20 protein-coding genes are annotated in these 21,625 nt (G+C 65.9%); 8 read left to right on the top strand and 12 right to left on the bottom strand.

Features of this window, described 5'->3' with window-relative positions; genetic code table 11:
• Nucleotides 1–2: 2 nt before the first annotated feature.
• The 8 genes from bchY (at nucleotide 3) to ABC969_RS15995 (ending at nucleotide 7,991) form a co-directional block, all read left to right on the top strand.
• A complete protein-coding gene (bchY, locus tag ABC969_RS16030) occupies nucleotides 3–1,547 on the top strand; it encodes a chlorophyllide a reductase subunit Y (protein ID WP_380808918.1) in 1,545 nt (514 codons plus the stop codon).
• A gap of 133 nt (nucleotides 1,548–1,680) precedes the next feature.
• Nucleotides 1,681–3,126: a chlorophyllide a reductase subunit Z gene (gene bchZ, locus ABC969_RS16025; RefSeq protein ID WP_345866165.1), complete on the top strand. Its 1,446-nt coding sequence runs from the start codon at nucleotides 1,681–1,683 to the stop codon at nucleotides 3,124–3,126.
• Between the two features lie 135 nt (nucleotides 3,127–3,261).
• Entirely contained in the window at nucleotides 3,262–3,426 is a 165-nt protein-coding gene (pufB, locus tag ABC969_RS16020) for a light-harvesting antenna LH1, beta subunit (RefSeq protein ID WP_345866164.1), read from the top strand.
• Between the two features lie 41 nt (nucleotides 3,427–3,467).
• Nucleotides 3,468–3,674, top strand: coding sequence for a light-harvesting antenna LH1, alpha subunit (gene pufA, locus ABC969_RS16015; protein WP_345866163.1), 207 nt, complete (start codon nucleotides 3,468–3,470; stop codon nucleotides 3,672–3,674).
• 105 nt (nucleotides 3,675–3,779) lie between these two features.
• Nucleotides 3,780–4,604 (top strand): photosynthetic reaction center subunit L, encoded by an 825-nt coding sequence (pufL, locus tag ABC969_RS16010; protein ID WP_345866162.1) that lies wholly within the window; start codon nucleotides 3,780–3,782, stop codon nucleotides 4,602–4,604.
• A 10-nt stretch (nucleotides 4,605–4,614) separates the two neighbouring features.
• A complete protein-coding gene (pufM, locus tag ABC969_RS16005) occupies nucleotides 4,615–5,589 on the top strand; it encodes a photosynthetic reaction center subunit M (protein ID WP_345866160.1) in 975 nt (324 codons plus the stop codon).
• A complete protein-coding gene (gene pufC / locus ABC969_RS16000; RefSeq protein WP_345866159.1) occupies nucleotides 5,586–6,677 on the top strand; it encodes a photosynthetic reaction center cytochrome PufC in 1,092 nt (363 codons plus the stop codon). The genes pufM and pufC overlap by 4 nt, the downstream gene beginning before the upstream one ends.
• Nucleotides 6,678–6,728: 51 nt before the next feature.
• Nucleotides 6,729–7,991 carry a DUF3422 domain-containing protein gene (locus tag ABC969_RS15995; RefSeq protein WP_345866158.1) on the top strand — a complete coding sequence of 421 codons (1,263 nt, stop codon included), beginning with the start codon at nucleotides 6,729–6,731 and terminating at the stop codon, nucleotides 7,989–7,991.
• Nucleotides 7,992–7,996: 5 nt separating this feature from the next.
• On the opposite strand, the gene hemA is transcribed toward ABC969_RS15995, so the two are convergent.
• Genes hemA through bchB form a run of 12 tightly spaced genes read right to left on the bottom strand, consistent with a single transcriptional unit; the run spans nucleotide 7,997 to nucleotide 21,546 of the window.
• Complete coding sequence (hemA, locus tag ABC969_RS15990) at nucleotides 7,997–9,217, bottom strand: 5-aminolevulinate synthase (RefSeq protein WP_345866157.1); 1,221 nt, start codon at nucleotides 9,215–9,217, stop codon at nucleotides 7,997–7,999.
• Nucleotides 9,214–10,005, bottom strand: a complete 792-nt coding sequence (puhE, locus tag ABC969_RS15985) for a putative photosynthetic complex assembly protein PuhE (RefSeq protein WP_345866156.1) — start codon at nucleotides 10,003–10,005, stop codon at nucleotides 9,214–9,216. Before puhE ends, hemA begins: the two co-directional genes overlap by 4 nt.
• Nucleotides 10,002–11,060 (bottom strand): magnesium-protoporphyrin IX monomethyl ester (oxidative) cyclase, encoded by a 1,059-nt coding sequence (acsF, locus tag ABC969_RS15980; RefSeq protein ID WP_345866155.1) that lies wholly within the window; start codon nucleotides 11,058–11,060, stop codon nucleotides 10,002–10,004. The genes puhE and acsF overlap by 4 nt, the downstream gene beginning before the upstream one ends.
• Nucleotides 11,060–11,353, bottom strand: coding sequence for a hypothetical protein (locus ABC969_RS15975; RefSeq protein ID WP_345866154.1), 294 nt, complete (start codon nucleotides 11,351–11,353; stop codon nucleotides 11,060–11,062). Before ABC969_RS15975 ends, acsF begins: the two co-directional genes overlap by 1 nt.
• Complete coding sequence (gene puhC / locus ABC969_RS15970) at nucleotides 11,350–11,829, bottom strand: photosynthetic complex assembly protein PuhC (protein WP_345866153.1); 480 nt, start codon at nucleotides 11,827–11,829, stop codon at nucleotides 11,350–11,352. Before puhC ends, ABC969_RS15975 begins: the two co-directional genes overlap by 4 nt.
• A complete protein-coding gene (gene puhB, locus ABC969_RS15965) occupies nucleotides 11,826–12,476 on the bottom strand; it encodes a photosynthetic complex putative assembly protein PuhB (RefSeq protein WP_345866152.1) in 651 nt (216 codons plus the stop codon). Before puhB ends, puhC begins: the two co-directional genes overlap by 4 nt.
• Nucleotides 12,473–13,240, bottom strand: coding sequence for a photosynthetic reaction center subunit H (gene puhA / locus ABC969_RS15960; RefSeq protein WP_345866151.1), 768 nt, complete (start codon nucleotides 13,238–13,240; stop codon nucleotides 12,473–12,475). Before puhA ends, puhB begins: the two co-directional genes overlap by 4 nt.
• An 11-nt stretch (nucleotides 13,241–13,251) precedes the next feature.
• Nucleotides 13,252–14,700: a BCD family MFS transporter gene (locus ABC969_RS15955; protein ID WP_345866150.1), complete on the bottom strand. Its 1,449-nt coding sequence runs from the start codon at nucleotides 14,698–14,700 to the stop codon at nucleotides 13,252–13,254.
• A complete protein-coding gene (gene bchM / locus ABC969_RS15950; protein ID WP_345866239.1) occupies nucleotides 14,697–15,392 on the bottom strand; it encodes a magnesium protoporphyrin IX methyltransferase in 696 nt (231 codons plus the stop codon). Before bchM ends, ABC969_RS15955 begins: the two co-directional genes overlap by 4 nt.
• Nucleotides 15,392–16,297, bottom strand: a complete 906-nt coding sequence (bchL, locus tag ABC969_RS15945) for a ferredoxin:protochlorophyllide reductase (ATP-dependent) iron-sulfur ATP-binding protein (RefSeq protein WP_345866149.1) — start codon at nucleotides 16,295–16,297, stop codon at nucleotides 15,392–15,394. The genes bchM and bchL overlap by 1 nt, the downstream gene beginning before the upstream one ends.
• A gap of 10 nt (nucleotides 16,298–16,307) precedes the next feature.
• Complete coding sequence (locus tag ABC969_RS15940; protein ID WP_345866148.1) at nucleotides 16,308–19,937, bottom strand: magnesium chelatase subunit H; 3,630 nt, start codon at nucleotides 19,935–19,937, stop codon at nucleotides 16,308–16,310.
• Nucleotides 19,927–21,546 (bottom strand): ferredoxin:protochlorophyllide reductase (ATP-dependent) subunit B, encoded by a 1,620-nt coding sequence (bchB, locus tag ABC969_RS15935; RefSeq protein ID WP_345866146.1) that lies wholly within the window; start codon nucleotides 21,544–21,546, stop codon nucleotides 19,927–19,929. Before bchB ends, ABC969_RS15940 begins: the two co-directional genes overlap by 11 nt.
• Between the last annotated feature and the right edge of the window lie 79 nt (nucleotides 21,547–21,625).

Below are 21,625 nucleotides of genomic sequence, written 5' to 3'. Positions count from 1 at the left end.
TCGTGGCGACGGACACCCCCACCCGCGATCGCGACCGGATCGATCTGACGCCGTCCGGCGCCGCAGCCGGGACAGGCGGTTGCTCGAATGGCGGAGTGCTCCGCGACGCCGCTGAACTGGCCGGTAAGTCCGATGTCCTCGCTCGCTATGACGCCGATTACCCGGTCGATCGCGCCCGGGGCCCGCACGATCAGCCGCAATCGATGTGCCCCGCCTTCGGATCCTTGCGCGTCGGGCTGCGCATGCGGCGCACCGCGACGATCCTGTCCGGTTCCGCCTGCTGCGTGTACGGCCTGACCTTCACGTCGCATTTCTACGGCGCCAAGCGCAGCGTCGGCTATGTGCCCTTCTCGTCCGAGACGCTCGTCACCGGCAAACTGTTCGAAGATATTCGCGATGCGGTGCATCAGCTCGCCGACCCCGCTTTGTACGACACGATCATCGTCACCAACCTGTGCGTGCCGACCGCGTCGGGCGTGCCGCTGCAATTGCTGCCCGACCAGATCAACGGCGTTCGCGTGATCGGCATCGACGTGCCCGGTTTCGGCGTGCCGACGCATGCCGAGGCGAAGGACGTGCTTGCCGGCGCGATGCTGAGCTATGCGCGCAAGGAGGCGGAGCAGGGGCCCGTCGCCGCGCCCAAGCAGCGCCCGGATCGCCCGACGATCACGCTGCTCGGCGAGATGTTCCCGGCCGACCCGCCGGGCATCGGGCTGTTGCTCGAGCCGCTGGGGCTCGCCGCCGGCCCGGTTGTTCCGACGCGCGAATGGCGCGAGCTGTACGGCGCGCTCGATTGCGCCGCAGTCGCGGCGATCCATCCGTTCTATACTGCCAGCGTCCGCGAATTCGAAGCGGCGGGGCGCACGGTGGTGGGTTCGGCGCCGGTCGGCGCGGAGGGGACGGCGGCGTGGCTCGACGCGATCGGCGCGGCATGCGGTATCGCTCAGGGGAAGGTCGATGCGGCCAAGGACCGCTTCGTCCCTGCCATTCGTGGTGCGCTCGCCGCCAGACCCATAGCGGGCCGCATCACCGTTTCGGGCTATGAGGGCTCCGAACTGCTCGTCGCACGGCTGCTGATCGAGAGCGGTGCGGACGTGCCCTATGTCGGCACCGCCTGTCCGCGGACAATCTGGTCCGAGCCGGACCGCGACTGGCTCGCGGCACGCGGCGTGCGCATCCAGTACCGCGCGAGCCTCGAACAGGATCTGGCGGCGGTCGACGAATTCGGCCCCGATCTGGCGATCGGCACCACGCCGGTGGTGCAGCATGCCAAGCAGCGCGCGATCCCGGCGCTGTATTTCACCAACCTCATCTCGGCGCGGCCGCTGATGGGGCCGGCGGGGGCGGGGAGCCTGGCGCTGGTGGTCAATGCCGCGCTCGCCAATCAGGCGCGGTTCGATCGGATGAGCGCCTTTTTCGAGGGCGTCGGATCCGGCGCGGCGGCCGGCGTGTGGGATCACACGCCCGTCGAGCGGCCCGAATTCAAGGCCAAATACGCCGCCAAACGCATCGCCGCCGCCAAGGCGGAAGAGAGCGTGGGGTCATGAGCGGCCTCCTTCTCCCCCGTCACCCTGAACTTGTTTCAGGGTCCACCGCGCAACACGGGCGGACTGCCGTTGTTGCGCGGTGGATGCTGAAACGAGTTCAGCATGACGGCGTGTTCGGGCGGGAGGGCAGGGTATGACGCTGATCCTCGATCATGATCGCGCCGGCGGCTATTGGGGCGCGGTCTACGCGTTCACCGCGATCAAGGGGCTGCAGGTCATCATCGACGGCCCCGTCGGCTGCGAGAACCTGCCGGTCACCTCGGTGCTGCATTATACCGACGCGCTACCACCGCACGAACTTCCGATCGTCGTCACGGGTCTCGGCGAACAGGAGCTCGGCCGCGACGGCACCGAAGGCGCGATGAAGCGCGCCTGGGCGACGCTCGACCCCGATCTGCCCGCGGTGGTCGTCACCGGCTCGATCGCCGAGATGATCGGTGGCGGCGTGACCCCCGAGGGCACCAATATCCAGCGCTTCCTGCCGCGGACGATCGACGAGGATCAATGGCAGTCGGGCGACCGTGCGTTGACCTGGCTGTGGACCCAGTTCGGCCCGAAAAAGGTCCCTGCGCTGCGCCCGCTCAAGGACGGCGAGCGGCCGAAAGTCAACATCATCGGCCCGATGTACGGCAGCTTCAACATGCCGTCCGACCTCGCCGAGATCCGCCGGCTGATCGAGGGCATCGGCGCCGAAATCGGCATGGTCTTTCCGCTCGGCAGTCACCTCGCCGATGTCCGAAAACTCGCTGATGCGCGCGTCAACGTCTGCCTGTACCGCGAGTTCGGGCGCGGGCTGTGCGAGGCGCTGGAGCGGCCGTATTTGCAGGCGCCGATCGGGCTGGAATCGACCACCCTGTTCCTGCGCAAGCTCGGCGAACTGCTCGATCTCGACCCCGAACCGTTCATCGCGCGCGAGAAGCACACGACGATCAAGCCGCTCTGGGATCTGTGGCGCTCGGTCACGCAGGATTTCTTCGGCACGGCAAGCTTCGGCATCGTCGCCACCGACACGTACGCGCGGGGCATCCGCAATTTCCTCGAAACCGACATGGGCCTGCCCTGTCATTTCGCGTTCAGCCGATCGGCGGGGGTCAAGCCCGACAACCATGCGGTGATCGAGGCGATCCGGACCAACCCGCCCTTGATCGTGTTCGGCAGCTTCAACGAGCGCATGTACATGGCCGAAGCCGGCGCGCGCGGCGTGTACATCCCGGCGAGCTTCCCGGGCGCGATCATCCGCCGCCACACCGGCACGCCGTTCATGGGCTATGCCGGCGCGACCTATCTGATCCAGGAAGTGTGCAACGCGCTGTTCGATGCGCTCTTCCACATCCTGCCGCTCGCCGGGCAGCTCGACCAGGCCGAGGCGACGCCCGCACGGATCGAGCGCGAGGTTGCGTGGGACGATGCCGCCAAGAGCGACTTCGACGCCGAGGTCGAGCGTGCGCCCGTGCTGGTGCGCATCTCGATGGCCAAGCGCATCCGCGACGCCGCCGAGCGCGCCGCGCGCCGCGCCGGCGAGCCTAGCGTCACGCCCGAGCGGCTCGCGCGCGCCATCCTCGAAAGCCGCGCATCATGAGCGCGATCCGCCATTCCCGCCTGATCCACCACGGATCGCTGCGGGCCATCCAATCCCTGCGGGCATCCGGCCCGCGCGGATGCAGGGAGCGCAGTTTCACGCTCCTGTCCTCGTCAAGAGTAACGGAGACGTAACATGAGCGATCTGAGAGAAAGAGACGAAAGGATGGGGCCGGGAACCTACCTGACCCAGGAAGAGGCCAAGGAATTTCACAAGCTTTTCATCATGAGCTTCCTGATCTTCACGGTGGTGGCGATCATCGCGCACGTGCTGGTGTGGAACTGGCGGCCGTGGCTGTGATCCAGCCCTGACCCCTTCAACTTAACGAGAGGAACCACATCATGTGGAGAATCTGGCTGATCTTCGATCCGCGGCGTTCGCTCGTCGCCTTGTTTGTCTTCCTGTTGGTGCTGGCGCTGCTGATCCACTTCATCTTGCTTAGCACTGATCGCTTCAACTGGCTGGACGGTCCGCAGCGGGCCGGGGCGAATAGCGCGGTCACGTCCACCACGGGCGGCGCCGCGATGGGTACGTCCACGACCCCCTGACCGGGGCGTCCGCGGATTTGGGTGGGCGGGGCTGATCGCCTCGCCGCCCAAGGAAGACCTAACACGAACGATCTCGCGGCATCTGCGGCGAGGCGGAGAGATGTCATGGCGCTGCTGAGCTTCGAGCGGAAATATCGGGTGCGGGGGGGCACGCTGCTGGGCGGCGACCTGTTCGATTTCTGGGTCGGCCCCTTTTACGTCGGCTTTTTCGGGGTCATCACCGCGATCTGCGCGTCGCTTGGCACCTTGCTGATCTTTTATGCGGCATCGCTCGGGCCAACGTGGAATCCGTGGCTGATCAACATCGCCCCGCCGGACATTTCCTATGGCCTCTCGCTCGCGCCGCTGCGCGAAGGCGGTTTTTGGCAGATCATCACGCTCTTCGCGATCGGCGCGTTCGTATCCTGGGCGCTGCGCCAGGCCGAGATCTGCCGCAAGCTCGGCATGGGCTATCATGTGCCGATCGCTTACGGCTTTGCGATCTTTGCCTATGTTTCGCTAGTGGTCATCCGGCCGTGGATGCTGGGCGCCTGGGGCTTTGGCTTCCCTTACGGCATCTTCAGTCATCTCGATTGGGTGTCCAACACCGGCTACCAATATCTCCACTTCCACTACAATCCGGCGCACATGCTCGCGGTGAGCTTCTTCTTCGTCACAGGCGGGGCGCTCGCCTTTCACGGGGCGCTGGTGTTGTCGGCCGTCAATGTAGGGCCTGGGGAAACGATCAAGTCGCCCGAATATGAGGACGCATTCTTCCGCGATACTATCGGCTATTCGATCGGCACGCTCGGCATCCACCGGCTGGGCCTGTTCCTCGCGCTGAGCGCGGGTTTCTGGAGTGCGATCTGCATCATCATCTCGGGGCCGTTGTGGACACGCGGCTGGCCCGAATGGTGGACGTGGTGGCTCAATCTGCCGATCTGGTCCTGAGGGGGGTATGATGGCGCGCTATCAGAATATTTTTACGCAGGTGCAGCTGCGCGGTCCGCTTGAGGCGGGGCCGCTGCTGCCGCCAGGCAGCTTCCGACGATTGGGGCAGGGCAGCTACAATTATTGGGCCGGCAAATTGGGCGCGGCGCAGATCGGGCCGATCTATCTCGGCAAGCTCGGCATCGCCTCGCTGGTCTGCGCCTTTACCGCGTTCGAAATCATCGGGCTCAATATGTTTGCCAGCGTCGGCTGGGATCCGATCCAGTTCGCCCGCCAATTGCCTTGGTTGGCGCTGGAGCCACCGGGGCCGCAATGGGGGTTTCAGATGATGGTGCCGCTGGCCGAAGGCGGCTGGTGGCAGATGGCGGGCTTTTTCATGAGCGCTGCACTGATCCTGTGGTGGGTGCGCACGTTTGCGCGCGCGCGCGCGCTGGGCATGGGCACGCATGTCGCCTGGGCCTTTGGCGCCGGTATACTGCTGATCCTGACGCTGGGGTTCATCCGCCCGCTGCTCATGCAAAGCTGGGCGGAGGCGGTTCCGTTCGGCATCTTCCCGCATCTCGACTGGACCGCGGCGTTCTCGATCCGCTACGGCAATCTGTTCTACAATCCGTTCCACTGCCTCTCGATCGTGTTTCTCTACGGGTCGACCATGTTGTTCGCGATGCATGGCGGCACGGTGCTGGCCACCGGCCGCTATGGCAGCGAGCGCGAGATCGAGCAGATCGTCGATCGCGGGACGGCGTTCGAACGCGGCGCGCTGTTCTGGCGCTGGACGATGGGCTTCAACGCGACCGCTGAATCGATCCACCGCTGGGCTTGGTGGTTTGCCGTGCTCACCCCGTTAACCGGAGCAATCGGCATTTTGCTGACCGGCACGGTGGTCGACAATTGGTATCTATGGGCAGTGCTGCACGGTTATGCGCCCGGCTATCCAAGCACCGGTGTACTTGATCCTGCAACTCTGCCGGGAGCGCCGCAATGACCCGCATGATCGCGCCGATCGCGGCGGGCGCCGCGCTTGTGCTGCTTGGTGGCTGCGAGTTAGGCGCCAAGCAAGCGACGCAGACCGGGTTTCGCGGCACCGGACTGGAGCAGATCGTCGATGTCAGCCAGATCAAGGAACAGGCGGCTATTCCGCCGGCGCCTTATCCGTTGCCGCCCGATGGCGGGCCGACCGCGGGGCAAAGCTACCAGAACGTCAAGGTGCTGAGCGGGTTGAGCAAGGAACGGTTCGACCATCTGATGGCGGAGATGAACCAGTGGATCGCCCCGCCGGAGCAGGGCTGCAGCTATTGCCATAATCCTGAAAACATGGCGTCGGACGAGAAATACACCAAGATCGTGGCGCGGCGCATGGTGCAGATGACGCAGACGATCAACGCGCGCTGGGCCAATCATGTCAAGCAGACCGGCGTGACCTGTTATACCTGCCACGGCGGCAATGCCGTCCCACAGAATATGTGGGCGCTGGCTGAGGGGACTCCGGAGCCAGGCAAGATTCTCCGCAACAAGCATGGGCAAAACTCGCCCAACGGCAATGTCGGCTATTCTTCGCTGCCTTATGATCCGTTCGCGCAATATTTGCTGGGGCGCAGCCAGATACGGGTGGCGAGCAGCAGCGCGTTTCCCAGCGCCAAGCATATCGTGTCGATCAAGGAGGCCGAAAAATCCTACGGCATAATGATGCATGTCAGCTCCGCGCTGGGCGTCAACTGCACCTACTGCCACAATAGCCAGTCCTTCCGCTCATGGAACCTGAGCAGCGCGCAGCGTGGCACGGCCTATTATGGCATTCGCATGGTGCGCGACATCAACACGAATTATATCGCCTCGTTGCAATCGGTCTTCCCCGCTTATCGCAAGGGGCCGCATGGCGACGTCTACAAGGTCAATTGCACGACGTGCCACCAGGGTTTGCCCAAACCGTTGGGCGGGGTGAGCATGATGGCGCAAGCACCGATCCTGTGGGGGACGGCCAAGCCGAGCGCGACGCCCGAAGGCGGGCCGGGCGCCGCGACGGCGGTGCCGGCTGCGTTCGCGCAGCCGGCGGCAATGACCGGGCAGCGGTGAGCAGCGCCGCGCCGAGCAGTGGCGTGGCGACGATGATCGGGGGCTGAGCGGATGGTGCGCGACCACCAATTGCGCGCTGCGCTCTCCGAGGAAATGCACCTCCGGCGATTGCCGCGCTTTGCCGCGCCGTGCCGTTTGATCCAGATCGTAACCGTGCTGGACGAGGCCACGGCAGATGCGGCGCGAGAGCATATCGAGGCGCTCAGTGCGAGCGCACGAACCATCGTGCCGCTGGCGAGCAAATATGGCGTCGTATTCATCGCCGGGCTGATCCTGGTGTGGGAACGCCACACCGAGTTCGCGACTTACACGTTGATCCGGTCCGGATCATTCGACGCGCCATTCGATCCCGCGCAGTTCGAGCCTGCCTTGTCCACCGTGTCGGCCAGCATGCCGGGCGCGGTCATTCGCGCTACGCAGATCGCGCTGACCCACGGCGCGGCAGCCGATCCGCAAGCGGGCGATCTTGACACATGGTTTGCGCCCGAAGCGACGATAGTGTGCGATGTAGCGGACGGCACCGCGCGGATCGTATCGGATTTCCGCCTTAACGATGATGGCTATGGCCGCCTGTTGGTGCTCGATCGCGGGCTCGAGCGGGACGAACCGGCACAGCTCGTCATGCGCATGCAGGAACTGGGCAATTATCGCAACATGGCGCTGCTTGGCCTGCCGTTGGCGCAGCGCCTGACGCCCAGCGTGTCCCAGCTCGAGGCCCGGCTCGCCGAGCTTACCCAGGCGGTCTCCGAGCGTACGTCGCAGGACGATCAGCTGCTCGACGAGTTGACCTATCTCTCGGCCGAGCTCGCCAGGCTGGTGGCGGAAACGCGCTACCGCATGAGCGCGACCCGCGCCTATGCTCAACTCAGCACGGATCGCCTGGCCAGTCTGCGTATCGGCGCGGTGCGCGGCTTCCAAACCTTGGCCGATTTTACCGAGCGGCGATTGGTGCCGGCGGTTCGCACCTGCGCGTCCTTCTCCGCCCGGCTCGAGGATCTGTCGCAGCGCGCGGCCTGGACGAGCGAGTTGCTGCGCACGCGAATCGACATCGCGCTGAGCAAGCAAAATCGCGATCTGCTTTTGTCGATGGATCGCCGGGCCAAATTGCAATTGCGGCTGCAACAGACGGTCGAGGGGCTGTCGGTGGTGGCGATCAGCTATTATCTCGTCGCCCTGGTCGGGTATCTGCTGTCCGCCGTACCCGGTTTACGGCACGATGTTGCGTTGGCGGTCACCGTCCCGCTGGTGATGATGGCGGTCGCGCTGGGGCGCTGGCGGCTCCATCGCCAACTGGGCGAAGAGCCGCCCCGCTGAGGCGGTCAGGCGGCCAGCGCGCGCCGCGCCAGTTCGCATTGTGACCAGATTTCGCTGAGCGCACTGACCAATATATCGATATCGCTGTCCGTGTGAACCGGCGACGGCGTCAGCCGCAGCCGCTCGGTGCCGACGGGGACGGTGGGGTAGTTGATCGGCTGCACATAGATGCCGTGATGTTCGAGCAGCCAATCGCTGATCCGTTTGCACTTGTGCGCGTCGCCGACCATCACCGGGATGATATGGCTAGGATTGTCGAGCGTCGGGATGCCGATCGCGTCGAGCCGGCGGCGCACCCTGGCGACACGATCGCGATGCTTGGTGCGTTCGATCTCGCTGCTCTTGAGATGTCGGATGCTGGCGGCGGCGCCGGCGGCGAGCGCGGGGGGCAGCGCCGTCGTGAAGATGAAGCCGCTGGCGAAGCTGCGCACAAAATCGCACAAAGCGGCCGACGCCGCGATATAGCCGCCCATCACGCCGAATGCCTTGCCCAACGTCCCCTCGATCACGGTGACGCGGTCCATCAGCCCCTCGCGCTCGGCAATGCCGCCGCCGCGCGCGCCGTATAGCCCGACGCCGTGCACTTCATCGAGATACGACATCGCGCCGTGCGCGTCGCAAACGTCGAGGATTTCGGCGATCGGCGCGATGTCGCCATCCATCGAATAGACGCTTTCGAACGCGACGAGCTTGGGCCGCGACGGATCAAGCGCTGCCAACCGCCGATCGAGATCGTCCGGAGAATTATGAACAAACTTCTGCACCTCGGCGCGGCTGTGCCGGATGCCCTCGATCATCGAAGCATGGTTGAGCGCGTCCGACAGGATCACGCAGCCGGGCAGTCGTGCCCCCAGCGTACCCAATGCCGCCCAGTTCGAGACATAGCCGCTCGTGAACAACAGCGCCGCTTCCTTGCCATGAAGATCGGCGAGCTCCGCCTCGAGCAGCACATGGCTGTGCGTGGTTCCGGAGATATTGCGCGTGCCGCCCGCGCCGGCGCCGCAGCGATCGAGCGTTTCGTGCATCGCCGCCAGCACCTTCGGATGCTGGCCCATGCCGAGATAATCGTTGGAACACCACACCGTCACGGGGCGCCGCAGGTCATCAACGAACTGTTCGGCCGCGGGGAACGCCCCTGCCTGGCGCTCGAGCTCGGCGAAGATGCGATAATTGCCATCGTCCTTGAGCGTGGCCAGCTCGGCCTCGAAAAATGCTTCGTAATTCATGCGATCCCCCCTCGGTCGGTAATGGCGGCTTCCGCCGCTCGGGTGTTCGAGGCCCAGCGCCACATTTTCGCGTCGCGCAGCGGCAGTACCAGAAAAAGATGCTCGACCACGCCGAGCACGGCGAGCCCGGCCAGCAAGGTCGCGCTGGCCGAGGCGCCGCTCCCCGCGGGCGCCGCTTCCGCACTGATCCACGCCCACCCGGCGGTGCCGCTGCCGAACAGGATCGACAACGGAAACAGCGCATTCAACCGGCGCTTGCGGAAATAGCTTTTGAGATAGGCAAGATGGGCCGGAAACACTTCGTCGCTGAGATTGGGCACGCCGAGGTACAAATTGAACTTGGCCGACAACCTGAGCGCGAAGAGCAGCAGGAAGGTGAGCGGTGCGGCCTGATTGGGTGCGCCCCAGGTCAGCGCGACGAGCAGGATCGCGGTGGCCGCGATGGCCAGTTCGTGATGGATCACGGTCATCGTCGCGGCGCTGAACCGCGCCCAGCCGGTCGCGCCCGGCGGACATTCGGCGCGGTTCGGGCCGGCGATATGCCCCATCAGGAAGCTCATTTCGTGCCAGCCCCAGATCACGATCGCTGCGCCGAACCCGATATAGGCGCCGCTCGTGCTGGCATCATCGGCCTTGGCCCAGACCAGAGCGAGCGCGGCGATCGCCACCAGCCCGGCAAGCGTCAGGCTGGTGCGGAAGGTGTGCGCCGGGCGGCTGTCGAGCCACACCACCGCGCCGGTGCCGATAAACCACATGAGCAGCGCAAAGAGGAGTGGCGGGATGCTCACCACGCCGGGACCAGCCGCACCACGGCGGGCGCCACATTGCGCTTGACCGGCGTGAGATACAGCCAGGCGAAGCTGGCCGCGGCGGCGCCGATCAGGCCGAAGCGCTTGATCCCGCCGATCACGCCGCCCTGCGCCTTGGCGGCATCGATCGCGCCGGCGATGCGGCGCATCCGCTCCAGCCCGCCGCGGAACCGCGGGCCGTCACTATCCAGCACGACGGGGAAGACCTGGCGGGTGATCTCCGAGCAGATCGTGTACACCCGCAAGTCATAGTCGGTCGGATCGATGCCAAGCGCCTTGTGAAACGCCGGGCGGTTGTGATCGCGCACATACATCGTGGCATAGACCGCGACGAGGAAGAAGCGGATCCACCATTTGTTGATGCCACCAAGCAAGGTGGGATCGGTACGCATCAGGATGGCAAACGCGTCGCCGTGGCGGAACTCGTCATTGCACCACAATTCGAACCAGTCGAAGATCGGGTGGAAACGCAATTCCGGGTGCGCGGCCAGATGGCGGTAAATGGTGATGTAGCGCGCGTAACCGATCTTTTCGCTCAGATAGGTGGCGTAGAAAATGAATTTCGGGCGGAAATAGGTGTATTTCTTTACTCGCGTGAGGAAGCCGAGATCGACGCCAATACCGGCATCCTTCAACGTATCGTTGATGAAGCCGGCATGGCGGCTTTCGTCGCGGCTCATCAGCCTGAACAGCTGCTTGATATCGGGGTTGGTCACGCGCTTGGCGATTTCGGCATAGAGGATGCAGCCGGAGAATTCGGCGGTGAGCGAGCTGACGAGGAAATCGGTGAATTCGGCGCGCAGCGCTTCGGGCAGGCTCTCGATCACCCCGTCGAATTGGTCGGTGCGTTTGAAATGTAGCCGGTTGGGATCCGCGACCATCTCGGCGATCAACGCATCCCACTCGGCGCGCACCGGGGAAATGTCGATCCGGTCCATCGCGGCGAAATCGGTGGTGTAAAAACGCGGCGACAACATCGTATCGCGGCGCGCGATGGCCAGCGTATCGGTGTCCAGGGAGGCAATGGCGTTCATCATATGCTCCGATCGGAAAAGCTGACCTCGTACAATTCGGTCATCTCGAAATGGCCGGCAAATTTGGTCCACCAGCGCTCGATCGTGCTGGCGCGCTCGACCGTCGCGATGCGCTCGATGCTGCAGCGCTCGCCAAAGCCGATGCTGATCGGCGCGCCATGCACGCGGACGCGATCCCCCGGACCGATCGGGATATTGTCCGCTAGCTCGACATGCGCGCAGAGGAATTCATCGCTATGCTCCAGCTGGATGCGGCACGGCGTGTCGAACTGGATACGGCGCAGCGCGCTCATGTGGTTGGCCCTTTTGCATCGAGTAGCGCGGCGAAGGTCGCGCGATTGGTCGAGCCAAATGCGGTCAGTTCGATCGCGCGGCCGGTGGCGGTGTCAGTCAGCGACAATTCGCCATTGCGCCACAGCGTCAGCGTGAAGGGCGGTCGATCACCGATGCCGTGTGCGCGCCGCTCGCGTGCGAGCCCGCGCATCACGCCGCGGATGAAGCCGGTTTTTTCGCCGGGCGCGATCACCGCCGCAGTGCCGCCCCGCACATCGGCAATGACCACCGCGCCATCCGCGCGATCGGTAAAGCGCAGCGTGCGGGTCTTGACCGGCATGATGTGCGCCTGTTCGCGCAGCAGCACGGGCGAGGCGGCGGGGGCAATATGCGCGAGGCGCACGATGCCCGTGGCGGCGAGTGTGAACAACACGAGCACACCGGCGGCGATCAACGTGCTGCGCGGGAGCATGCTGGAGGTGAGCGTCTGGCTCATGCCGCCTGCGCCTCGGCGAAGGCGGGCGCCTGCTGCGTGGCGCTTTCCGGAACGGCGAGCTGCCCGTCGGGATGGGCGGCGAGGCAGTGGCGCCCGATCAGAGCGGCGACGGTGGCGGCCTCCGGCAGCGCGCGCAGCATCGGTTGCGGAGCGACGATCTTCCATGGCCGGGCATGCGGCCATAAGGCGACGAAACCAAGGCTTTGCGTGCCCGTCAGCGTCAGCGGCACGTCGCCAAAGCCATCGCGCCGCTGGGCGAGATCGACCGCGCCGATCAGCTTCAGCGGTAGATTGATACATTTGGGCAGCGCCATGCCGATGCGCAGCACGACGCGGCGATTGGTCAACGTATACAGGGTCGTGCGGGCTGTGCCCCAGGCAAGCAGGTGCAGCAAGGCGACCCCGACAATCCCCGCAATCACTGTCATCGCCGCGCCAATCAGGTCGCCCGGTGATCGGATGCCCTGCAAGCCGGCACTGGCCACTGCCCATAGCGCCAGCAGCGCGAAATAGCCGGCGACCAAGCGCGTGTGGAATGCCGTGCGCGCCAGCACGCGCCAGTCGGGCGCGCCTTGCCACAGGATGCGTTCGCCCGGCGGCGGCACGCCGGGCAGGCCGGGGATCGGCTCGTTGTCATACTCGATCATATCAGCGGCTCCTGCCGGTCTGCCGACGCATAGAGATAGCCGCCGCCGAAATAAGCCTGCACGCGCTCCTCCTCGTACAGCGTGATCTGGTCGGTTGCGTCGATCCGCGGCGCATCAGCGAACTGATCGGCGCGGATCGCATCGATCACCACGCGCCCGCGGCGACGATCCACGCTGGCCATCATCATCGGCGCGAGTACCGATCGCTCGCCGATGTCGACCTGGAGATAGCGGATCAGGCGATCCGCACGATCGACCCACAGTTCTGCGATCGTACCGGCGATCGCGCCATCGGCGCCGACCACCGGCCAGCCCAGCATCGTCGGATCCTGATAAGCGATCGAATAGCCCGTTGCGGCACTGAGCGGCACGATGCGGGGGTGGCCGTCCATGTCGATATCGGGGCGTTTGGCGCGGTTGGCCCAAGCGGCGGGACCGATGCCGTCGACGAGGGGATTGCCGGTCGGAGCGTAAGGCGCGCCGGCGAAGCGATCGGTGCGCCGCGCCGCGATATTGACCGGTTCGCGCGCGCTTGCGTCGGTAAAGACGCGGCCGTGGCCGAACGGCAGCAGAAACGATTTGGCGCTGGCAGTGTGCAGCGGCCCGCCGACCGTATCGAGCCGGCCGGTCATCTCGTCCTCGAGCGGATAGCCTTCGCGGCGATCCTCGCGGCGCAGATAAAAGACCAGGCAAAGGAAGAACAACAGGAACGCCCAGAAGACCAGCAGGGCGACATCGAGGCCGGAAGTAAGATGCGGATTCATGTCTTGCCCTTTCAGATCGGAAATTCGCTAAGACCAAAGCGTGGAACAGTGGGGAAGGCGGGCGCTGCATTGCCCCGCACCAGCGGGCCGAGCGCGACCAGCGTGCCCAGCAGCAGCACGATCTCGATGCAGTACACCGCGGCATAGCCGCTGACCGGACTGGCCAGCGTCGAGCCGAGCTCGCCTGCCACCGCCGCCGCGCCAACGAGGTCGCGCAGCGCCGCGCCGAGCACGATGGCCAGGCCCGCGCAGGTCGCCTGCACTGCGCCCCAGGCGCCCAGCGCTAGACCGGTGCGGCCACTCAATGAATCTTCGTCGGATATGGCCATCGCCGCGGTCAGCGTGCCGACCGAGAACAGCCCGCCGCCCAATCCGATCAAGGTCGCGCCGATGCCGAGCAGCGCCACCGCGCCGAGCGCACCGGCAAAGATCACGCAGAAAAAGGCGGCGATGCCGACCACGCCGCCATATCCCGCCAATCGGTGCGGATCGTCGCCCTCGCCGAGCCGCTTGGCGGCAAGCGCGAAGCCGGCGAGCATGCCGAGCGCCCACAAGGCGGTGAGTGCGGTGGTGGCGCCGACCGAGAGGCCGAGGATCTGCCCGCCATAAGGCTCGAGCAGCACATCCTGCATGCTGAATGCGGCGGCGCCCAAGCCCACCGCGACCAGCAGCCGCAGCGTTCGGGGGCGGGCGATGAATTGCGTCCAGGCGGTGCCGAAGGCCGGGCGGTCACGCCGCACGAGATGGGCGCTGCGGTTGCGCGCCTCCTGCTTCCACAAGGCGGTGAGGTTTAGCACCATGGTCAGCGCCGCGGCACCCTGCACGATCTGCACCAGCTTGGTCGGGGTGAAATCGGCGAGCAGCCGGCCGATGACGATCGCGCTGACCATCATGCCCGCCAGCAGCATCACGTACAGCAAGGCGACGACGCGCGGCCGGGCATGTTCGGGGGCGAGATCGGTGGCGAGCGCCAGGCCGGCGGTCTGCGTGGTGTGCATCCCGGCGCCGACCAGCAGGAAGCCGACCGCGGCGCAGATCTGACCGACCCAGGCAGGGCCGGTGCCGGTGCCGGTCATCACCAGCAGCGCGAAGGGCAGGACGGCCAGCCCGCCGAACTGCAGCAAGGTGCCGAACCAGATATAGGGAACGCGCTTCCAGCCTAGCACCGAACCGTGATGATCCGATCGGAAGCCGATCAGCGCGCGCAGCGGCGCAAACAGCAGCGGTAGCGAGACCATCGCCGCGACCAGGCTGGCGGACATGCCGAGTTCGACGATCATCACGCGGTTGAGCGTGCCCGTGAGCAACACCGCCGCCATGCCGACCGAGACCTGGAAGAGTGACAGCCGGAGGATGCGGCGGAGCGGCAGATCGTCCGTCGCCGCATCGGCAAAGGGCAGAAAACGGCTGCCAAGCCGGTTCCAGAACGTGCCCTGGGTCAAGGCGGCGAGGCGGCTCATGCAGCGCGCAACTCCAGCGCATGGCTGGTGTAGAAACCACTGGCGATGCGTGTGTCGCGCGCGATCCGCGCGTGCGGGACGGCGTGGCTGAGCAAGGTGCGCAGCAGCCGCTCGCGCACCGGCTCGATCGCCGGCGCGCGGTCGGCGCGCGGAAAAAGCTTGCCCGCCGCGTGCATCACCACCAGCGGGCGCGTGGCGGGAGCGAAGGTGAACAGCAGCGAGCCGCTGGTGCGCTCGATCAGTCCCTGCACCACGGTGACGATATCGCTGCTGGCGTAATGGATCAGCGAATCCATCGCGACGACGTGATCGAAGTGGCCGAGGGCGGGATCGAGCATGTCGCCGACGCGCCAGTCGATCGCCAGGCCGGCGGGCGCACGATCGCGCGCCACGCTGACAAGGCTACCGGCGACATCGATCGCCACCACGCAAGCGCCGCGTCGCGCCGCTTCCACCGCCAGCGCGCCCGTGCCGCAACCCGCGTCCAGCAACCGCAACCCGGTCATGTCAGTGGGGAGCCAGGACAGCAATGTATCGCGCATGCGGTTGCGCCCCGCGCGGACGGTGGCGCGGATGCCGCTGACCGGAGCGTCGGAGGTCAGCCGCTCCCACGTCTTCGACGCCGTGCGATCGAAATAGTCTTCCAGCCGCCCGCGGCGGTCGGCGTAACTGGAGGGGCAATTGCTGGCCATCATTCGAACCCCAGAAACTCGAAAATGTCGCGATCCTTCATCGGCTCGGCGTCGAGTGCGGGGCAGCCGGCCCACATCGTCGCGGCGAGGCGCTTATATTCGTCGCAGGCCGCAGCCACCTCGGGCGTCTGCTCCATTTCGAACAGGGTGCATTTCTTGAGCCGGCTGCGGCGGATGGCGTCGAGATCGGGGAAATGCGCCAGCGTCTTCAGCCCGGTCGCGGCGTTGAAGCGATCGATCTCGTCGGTCGCAGCGGAGCGATTGGCGATCACCCCGGCCATGCGCACGTCGTAATTCTTCGCTTTGGCCTTGATCGCCGCGACGATGCGATTCATCGCGAAGATGCTGTCGAAATCGTTCGACGCCACCACCACGGCGCGCTCGGCATGCTGCAGCGGCGCGGCGAACCCGCCACACACTACATCTCCCAGCACGTCGAACAACACGACATCGGTTTCTTCTAGCAAATGATGTTGCTTAAGTAGTTTAACCGTCTGCCCAACGACATAACCGCCGCACCCGGTACCGGCGGGTGGCCCGCCGGCCTCCACGCACATCACGCCATTATACCCCTCGAACATATAATCCTCGGGGCGCAGCTCCTCGGCGTGGAACTCGACGGTTTCGAGCATGTCGATTACGGTGGGCATCAACTTCTTCGTCAACGTAAACGTGCTATCATGCTTGGGATCGCAGCCGATCTGCAGCACGCGCTTGCCGAGCAGCGAGAAGGCGGCGGAGAGATTGGACGAGGTGGTCGACTTGCCGATCCCGCCCTTGCCATAGACCGCAAAGACCTTGGCGGTGCCGATGCGATCGGCGGGATCGAGCTGCACCTGCACGCTGCCATCGCCATCAAGGCCGATCGTGTCACGAATGCGGGTAGGGGGATCGAGCAGGGCCATCATCTGTTCCTTATGCCGCCACCGCAGTGACGCCTTCGAGGCGGTCTTCGAGTTCGTCACTGGCGGCGTGGAGTGCCGCCAGGGTTGCGGCGTCGGGCGCCCAGAACTGGCGGTCGCTGGCCTCGATCAAACGATTGGCGACGCGCGCCGACGCCTTGGGATTGAGCGCGGCCAGCCGCTCGCGCATTTCGGCATCGAGCATGTAGGTTTCGCTGATGCGCTGATAGATCCACGGGCTGACCTCGCCCGTCGTGGCCGACCAGCCGACGGTGTTGGTGACATGCGCCTCGATGTTGCGGACGCCTTCGAAGCCGTGCTTGAGCATACCTTCATACCAGAGCGGATTGAGCATCCGTGTGCGCGTTTCGAGATCGACCTGTTCGGTGAGCGTGCGCACCTTGGAGGCGCCCTGCGTGGCATCGACGATATAGATCGGCGCCGCCTTGCCCCTGGCGCGCGTGATCGAGCGGCTGATCCCGCCCAGCGCATCGACATAATGATCGATATCGGTGACGCCCAATTCGACCGAATCGAGATTCTGATAGGCCAGATCGACGCCTTTGAGCGCGCTCTTGAACAGATCGGCCTGGCGCGCGGGCGTGCCGCTGCGGCCGTAAGCATAGCCCTTTTGCCGCTCGAACACTTCGGCGATCTCGTCGGGGTCGCTCCATGCGCCGTCGTCGATCAGCAGATTGACGTTGGCGCCATACGCGCCCTCGGCATTGGAAAAGACGCGCAATGCCGCGGTTTCCAGATCGCAATTGTGCTGCGCTGCGTGCATCAGGCTGTGTTTGCGGACGAAATTCCGGTCGAGCGGTTCATCGGCAGTGGCAGCGAGCCAGGCCGCCTCGGCGATCATCCTGGTCTGGAGCGGCAGCAGGTCGCGGAAGATCCCCGACAGCGTCACAACCACGTCGATCCGCGGCCGCCCCAGTTCGTCAAGCGCGATCAATTCGGCACCCGATAGCCGGCCATAGCCATCGAAGCGCGGGCGCGCGCCAATCAGCGCCAGCGCCTGGGCGATCTGCGTGCCTTCGGATTTGAGATTGTCGGTGCCCCACAACACCATCGCCAGCGTTTCCGGGAAGGCCGCGCCGCTCGCCATGTGACGCGCGATGACCTGATCGGCCTGTGCGTTGCCTTGCGCCAACGCGAAGCTGCCGGGAATGCGGAAGGGATCGAAGCCGTGGATGTTGCGCCCGGTGGGCAGCACCTTGGGGTTGCGCGACACATCGCCGCCGGGAGCGGGGCGGACATAGCGCGCGTCGAGCGCATGGATGAGCGCGTCGAGCTCGGCATTGGTGGACGACAGATTCGCGTCGGCGCCGGCCGCGATCATCTGCGCGCGGGTCTGATCCGTCAGCGGCGTGCCAAGAACGTGGAGCCCGTGCGGGATGAGTTCGCGCTCGACTTCGTAGAGGCGGGCGGAGAGCGTTTTCAGATCCCAGACTTCGTCGCCCTGCACCGGTGCGGGGGGCGCTGGCGGCACGGCCAATGCCGGAACGGCCCCGACCAGGCGAACAGGGGCGGGCGCCAGATCGAGCGCATCAGCCTGAGCGCGGATCATCGGCTCCAGCGCGGTACGCTCATCGTCCGACGACGATGAACGCCAGCGCTCCAGCAGCGCCTTGAGCTCGTTGAGCCCCTTGTACAGACCGGCTTCGGCGAGCGGCGGGGTGAGATAACTGATCAAGGTCGCGCCCGAGCGGCGCTTGGCGATCAGCCCTTCAGAAGGGTTGTTCGCGGCGTAGAGATAGAAATTGGGCAAATCACCGATCAGCCGCTCGGGCCAGCAGGCGCCGCTCAGCCCGGCCTGTTTGCCGGGCATGAATTCGAGCGCGCCGTGCGTGCCGAAATGCAGCACCGCATCGGCGCGGAAATCCTCGCGCAGCCAGCGATAGAAGGCGCTGAACGCGTGCGTCGGCGTGAAGCGGCCTTCGAACAACAGCCGCATGGGATCGCCTTCATACCCAAAGGCGGGCTGGATGCCGACGAACACCTCGCCGAATTGCGCGCCCAGCACATGGATCGAGCCGCCATCGCTTTGTTGCTTGCCGGGCGCCGGCCCCCATTGCGCTTCGATCGCTGCCAGATGGGGCTCGCGGCGGACGTGATCGTCGGCGGGGATACGGGCATGGACATTGGCATCCGCGCCGTAGCGCGCGGCATTGCCGTGCAGCACCGCGTCGCGCAGTGCATCGACATCGGTTGGGACATCGACGGCATAGCCTTCCGCCGCGAGGGTGGTGAGCGTGGCGTGGAGCGACTCCCACACCGCGAGATGCGCGGCGGTGCCGGTGGCGCCGGCATTGGGCGGGAAATTGAACAGGATGATGGCCAATTTGCGCGCCGCGCGCGCGGAGCGGCGCAGATCGACGAGCTTGGCGATCTTGCCGGCGAGCGCCTCGGCGCGTTCCGGGCACGAGCGCATTTCGCGCGTGAGGCTGGAGGCGGGGAACGTGCAGTGCCGGGCGCAACCGCTGCACGCGCCCGACCCGTCGGCACGGCCACCGAACACGCTGGGCAGCACAGCGCCGTCCAATTCAGGGATCGCCACCATCATCGTCGCCTCGATCGGCAACAACCCCTGGCGGCTGGCGCCCCATTGCTGGAGCGACTGGAATTCGAGCGGATGCGCGGCGATATACGGCACGTCCAGCGTCGCCAGCATCGTCTCGGCCGCGTCGGCGTCGTTATAGGCGGGGCCGCCGACCAGGCTGAAGCCGGTGAGCGAGACGACCGCATCGACCACGGCCACACCATCGGCGATGAAGAACCGCTCGATTGCCGGACGGGAATCGAGCCCGCTGGCAAAGGCGGGGATGACGCGCAGCCCCTGCGCCTCGAGTGCGGCGATCACGCCGTCATAATGGCCCGTATCGCGGCCGAGCAGATAAGAACGCAGCATCAGGACGCCGACCGTGCCGCGCGTGGCCGTGGTTTTGGGCAGCGCCTCGACGCGATCGGCCATGCGGCCGGCGAGCGCGGGATGGTAGACCCCGATTTCGGGATACTCATGCGGCGCCTCGGCGCGCGTGGCGTGGCCGGCATAGCGGCCGGCAAGCGCCTGGATCATGCCGACGACATTGTCGTCGCTGCCCGCCAGCCAATATTGCAGCGTGAGGAAATAGGCGCGCACGTCCTGCGCGGTGCCGGGAATGAAGCGCAGCATCTTGGGCAGCCGGCGCAACATCTTCATCTGGCCGGCACCGGACGAGGCGCCCGGTTTGGCGGACCCGCGCAGCCGCTTGAGCAGGGCGAGCGGGCCACGCGCCGGTTTGTCCATGCGATATTCGCCAAGCCGGGTGAGCTTGACCACCTCGCTGCCCGACATCATCCCGACCATCGCCGCGCACTCCTCGCGACGCGCGGTGAGCGCGGGGAGGACGGCGCGGATATGATCGTCGAGGAACAGCATGGTGGCGATGACGATGTCGCCGCGCGCGATATCGGCGCGGCAGCGATCAAGCGATCCCGCGTCGCGATCCCAATCCGCGGCGGCGTGGAAGCCGATGGTGATGCCGGAACCATCCTGCGCGAAGCGCGCAGCGGCCCGCTCGGCGGCGCCCGACAGGTGATTGTCCAGCGTAACGATGACGACGTGGAGCGGGGCGGGAATAGGGGGAGCGCTAGCGGGCATGATGCGCCTTTGCGTCATAGAGCGTGTCAAGCGTGATCGTGGCGAGATGGCGATCGGCGGCGAATTTCTCGGTGTTGCGGCGTGCCTTGCCGCGCACGAAGAAGGGGATTTTGAGCAGCTCGCGTTCTGCCTCGGGGGACCATTTCCCTAATTCCTCCCCGAACCCTGCTCGGGGAGGGGGACCATCGCCTAGCGATGGTGGAGGGGGTTCGTTCTCGGCCAACCCCTCCACCCCGCCCTGCGGGCGCGGTCCCCCTCCCCGAGCAAGCTCGGGGAGGAATGGAGCGGCGCCAGCCCCTAAATGACTTGCCCCCGCAGCATCGCTGAATTCGAAATCGTCGCGGAACATCGTCAGCAGATGTTCCTCCAGCCCCATGACGAGCGGGTGGACCCAGCTATCGAACAACACGTTGGCGCCTTCGAAGCCCATTTGTGGGGAATAGCGCGCGGGAAAATCCTGCACGTGGACGGGGGCGGAGATCACCGCGCAGGGGATGCGCAGCCGCTTGGCGATGTGGCGCTCCATCTGCGTGCCGAGCACCAGCTCGGGCTGCAGCGCCTGAATCGCGTCCTCGACCGCGAGATAATCATCGGTGATCAGCGGCTCGACGCCGTACAGTTTGGCGGCGTCGCGCAGGTCGCGGGCGAATTCGCGATTGTAGCAGCCAAGCCCGACGATTTCGAAACCAAGCTCGTCCTGCGCGACGCGCGCGGCGGCGATGGCGTGCGTCGCGTCGCCGAAGATGAACACGCGTTTGCCGGTAAGATAGGTCGAATCGACCGAGCGGCTCCACCATGGCAGGTTGGAGGTGTCGAGCGCGGGCGCGGGATCGACCCCGGCGAGCGCGGCGACCTCGGCAATGAAGTCGCGCGTCGCGGCGTGGCCGATCGGCACGGTGCGAACGGCCTTTTGGCCGAAGGTCTTCTCGAGCCAGCGGCACGCGGTATCGGCGATTTCGGGATAGAGGCAGATGTTGAAATCGGCCTCGGGCAGGCGCGCGAGATCGGCGGGCGTGGCGCCGAGCGGGGCGACGACATTGATGCCGATGCCGAGCGTCTCGAGCAGGCGGCGGATTTCGATCACATCGTCGCGGTGGCGGAAGCCGAGCGCGGTGGGGCCAAGGATGTTGGCCTTTTTCATTCCTTCCCCAACGGGGGCGGAATTTGAAGCAGAACACATCCGCCGCACCAGCTGGTAAAAGGTCTCCGCCGCGCCCCAATTTTCCTTGCGCTGGTAGCTGGGCAGTTCGAGCGCGATGACCGGGCAGGGGAGCCGCATCGCTTCGGCCAGCCCGGCGGGATCGTCCTGGATCAGCTCGGCGGTGCATGATGCGCCGACCAGCATCGCCTGCGGCTGGAAGCGCGCAAAGGCATCGCGCGCCGCCTGCTGGAACAATTCGGCCGTGTCCTTGCCGAGATCGCGCGCCTGGAAGGTGGTGTAGGTGACCGGCGGGCGTTTTGCGCGGCGCTCGATCATCGTGAACAGCAGATCGGCATATGTGTCGCCCTGCGGCGCGTGGAGCACGTAATGCACACCTTCCATCGCGGTGGCGATGCGCATCGCGCCAACATGCGGCGGGCCTTCATAGGTCCAGACGGTCAACTGCATGATGGTGTTCCGACCCAGCCGACCCTCGTCACCCCAGCGGAGGCTGGGGCCTCGCGCGGCACGCGCGCCGCGCCGCTGC

The sequence above is a fragment of the Sphingomonas qilianensis genome (assembly GCF_039614825.1).
Taxonomy (GTDB): domain Bacteria; phylum Pseudomonadota; class Alphaproteobacteria; order Sphingomonadales; family Sphingomonadaceae; genus Sphingomonas; species Sphingomonas qilianensis.
The sequence above is the reverse complement of the archived record's forward strand: the minus strand, read 5'-3'. Positions and strand labels throughout refer to the sequence as shown.

Excerpts from the sequence above, each read along its gene's own strand:
- pufL (WP_345866162.1), top strand. The coding sequence starts at position 3,780 with ATGGCGCTGCTGAGCTTCGAGCGGAAATATCGGGTGCGGGGGGGCACG.
- pufC (WP_345866159.1), top strand. The coding sequence starts at position 5,586 with ATGACCCGCATGATCGCGCCGATCGCGGCGGGCGCCGCGCTTGTGCTG.
- puhA (WP_345866151.1), bottom strand. The coding sequence starts at position 13,240 with ATGAATCCGCATCTTACTTCCGGCCTCGATGTCGCCCTGCTGGTCTTC.
- puhB (WP_345866152.1), bottom strand. The coding sequence starts at position 12,476 with ATGATCGAGTATGACAACGAGCCGATCCCCGGCCTGCCCGGCGTGCCG.
- bchB (WP_345866146.1), bottom strand. The coding sequence starts at position 21,546 with ATGCAGTTGACCGTCTGGACCTATGAAGGCCCGCCGCATGTTGGCGCG.
- acsF (WP_345866155.1), bottom strand. The coding sequence starts at position 11,060 with ATGAACGCCATTGCCTCCCTGGACACCGATACGCTGGCCATCGCGCGC.
- ABC969_RS15955 (WP_345866150.1), bottom strand. The coding sequence starts at position 14,700 with ATGAGCCGCCTCGCCGCCTTGACCCAGGGCACGTTCTGGAACCGGCTT.
- ABC969_RS15995 (WP_345866158.1), top strand. The coding sequence starts at position 6,729 with ATGGTGCGCGACCACCAATTGCGCGCTGCGCTCTCCGAGGAAATGCAC.
- puhC (WP_345866153.1), bottom strand. The coding sequence starts at position 11,829 with ATGAGCCAGACGCTCACCTCCAGCATGCTCCCGCGCAGCACGTTGATC.
- pufM (WP_345866160.1), top strand. The coding sequence starts at position 4,615 with ATGGCGCGCTATCAGAATATTTTTACGCAGGTGCAGCTGCGCGGTCCG.
- hemA (WP_345866157.1), bottom strand. The coding sequence starts at position 9,217 with ATGAATTACGAAGCATTTTTCGAGGCCGAGCTGGCCACGCTCAAGGAC.
- ABC969_RS15975 (WP_345866154.1), bottom strand. The coding sequence starts at position 11,353 with ATGAGCGCGCTGCGCCGTATCCAGTTCGACACGCCGTGCCGCATCCAG.
- ABC969_RS15940 (WP_345866148.1), bottom strand. The coding sequence starts at position 19,937 with ATGCCCGCTAGCGCTCCCCCTATTCCCGCCCCGCTCCACGTCGTCATC.
- pufA (WP_345866163.1), top strand. The coding sequence starts at position 3,468 with ATGTGGAGAATCTGGCTGATCTTCGATCCGCGGCGTTCGCTCGTCGCC.
- pufB (WP_345866164.1), top strand. The coding sequence starts at position 3,262 with ATGAGCGATCTGAGAGAAAGAGACGAAAGGATGGGGCCGGGAACCTAC.
- bchZ (WP_345866165.1), top strand. The coding sequence starts at position 1,681 with ATGACGCTGATCCTCGATCATGATCGCGCCGGCGGCTATTGGGGCGCG.
- bchM (WP_345866239.1), bottom strand. The coding sequence starts at position 15,392 with ATGGCCAGCAATTGCCCCTCCAGTTACGCCGACCGCCGCGGGCGGCTG.
- bchL (WP_345866149.1), bottom strand. The coding sequence starts at position 16,297 with ATGGCCCTGCTCGATCCCCCTACCCGCATTCGTGACACGATCGGCCTT.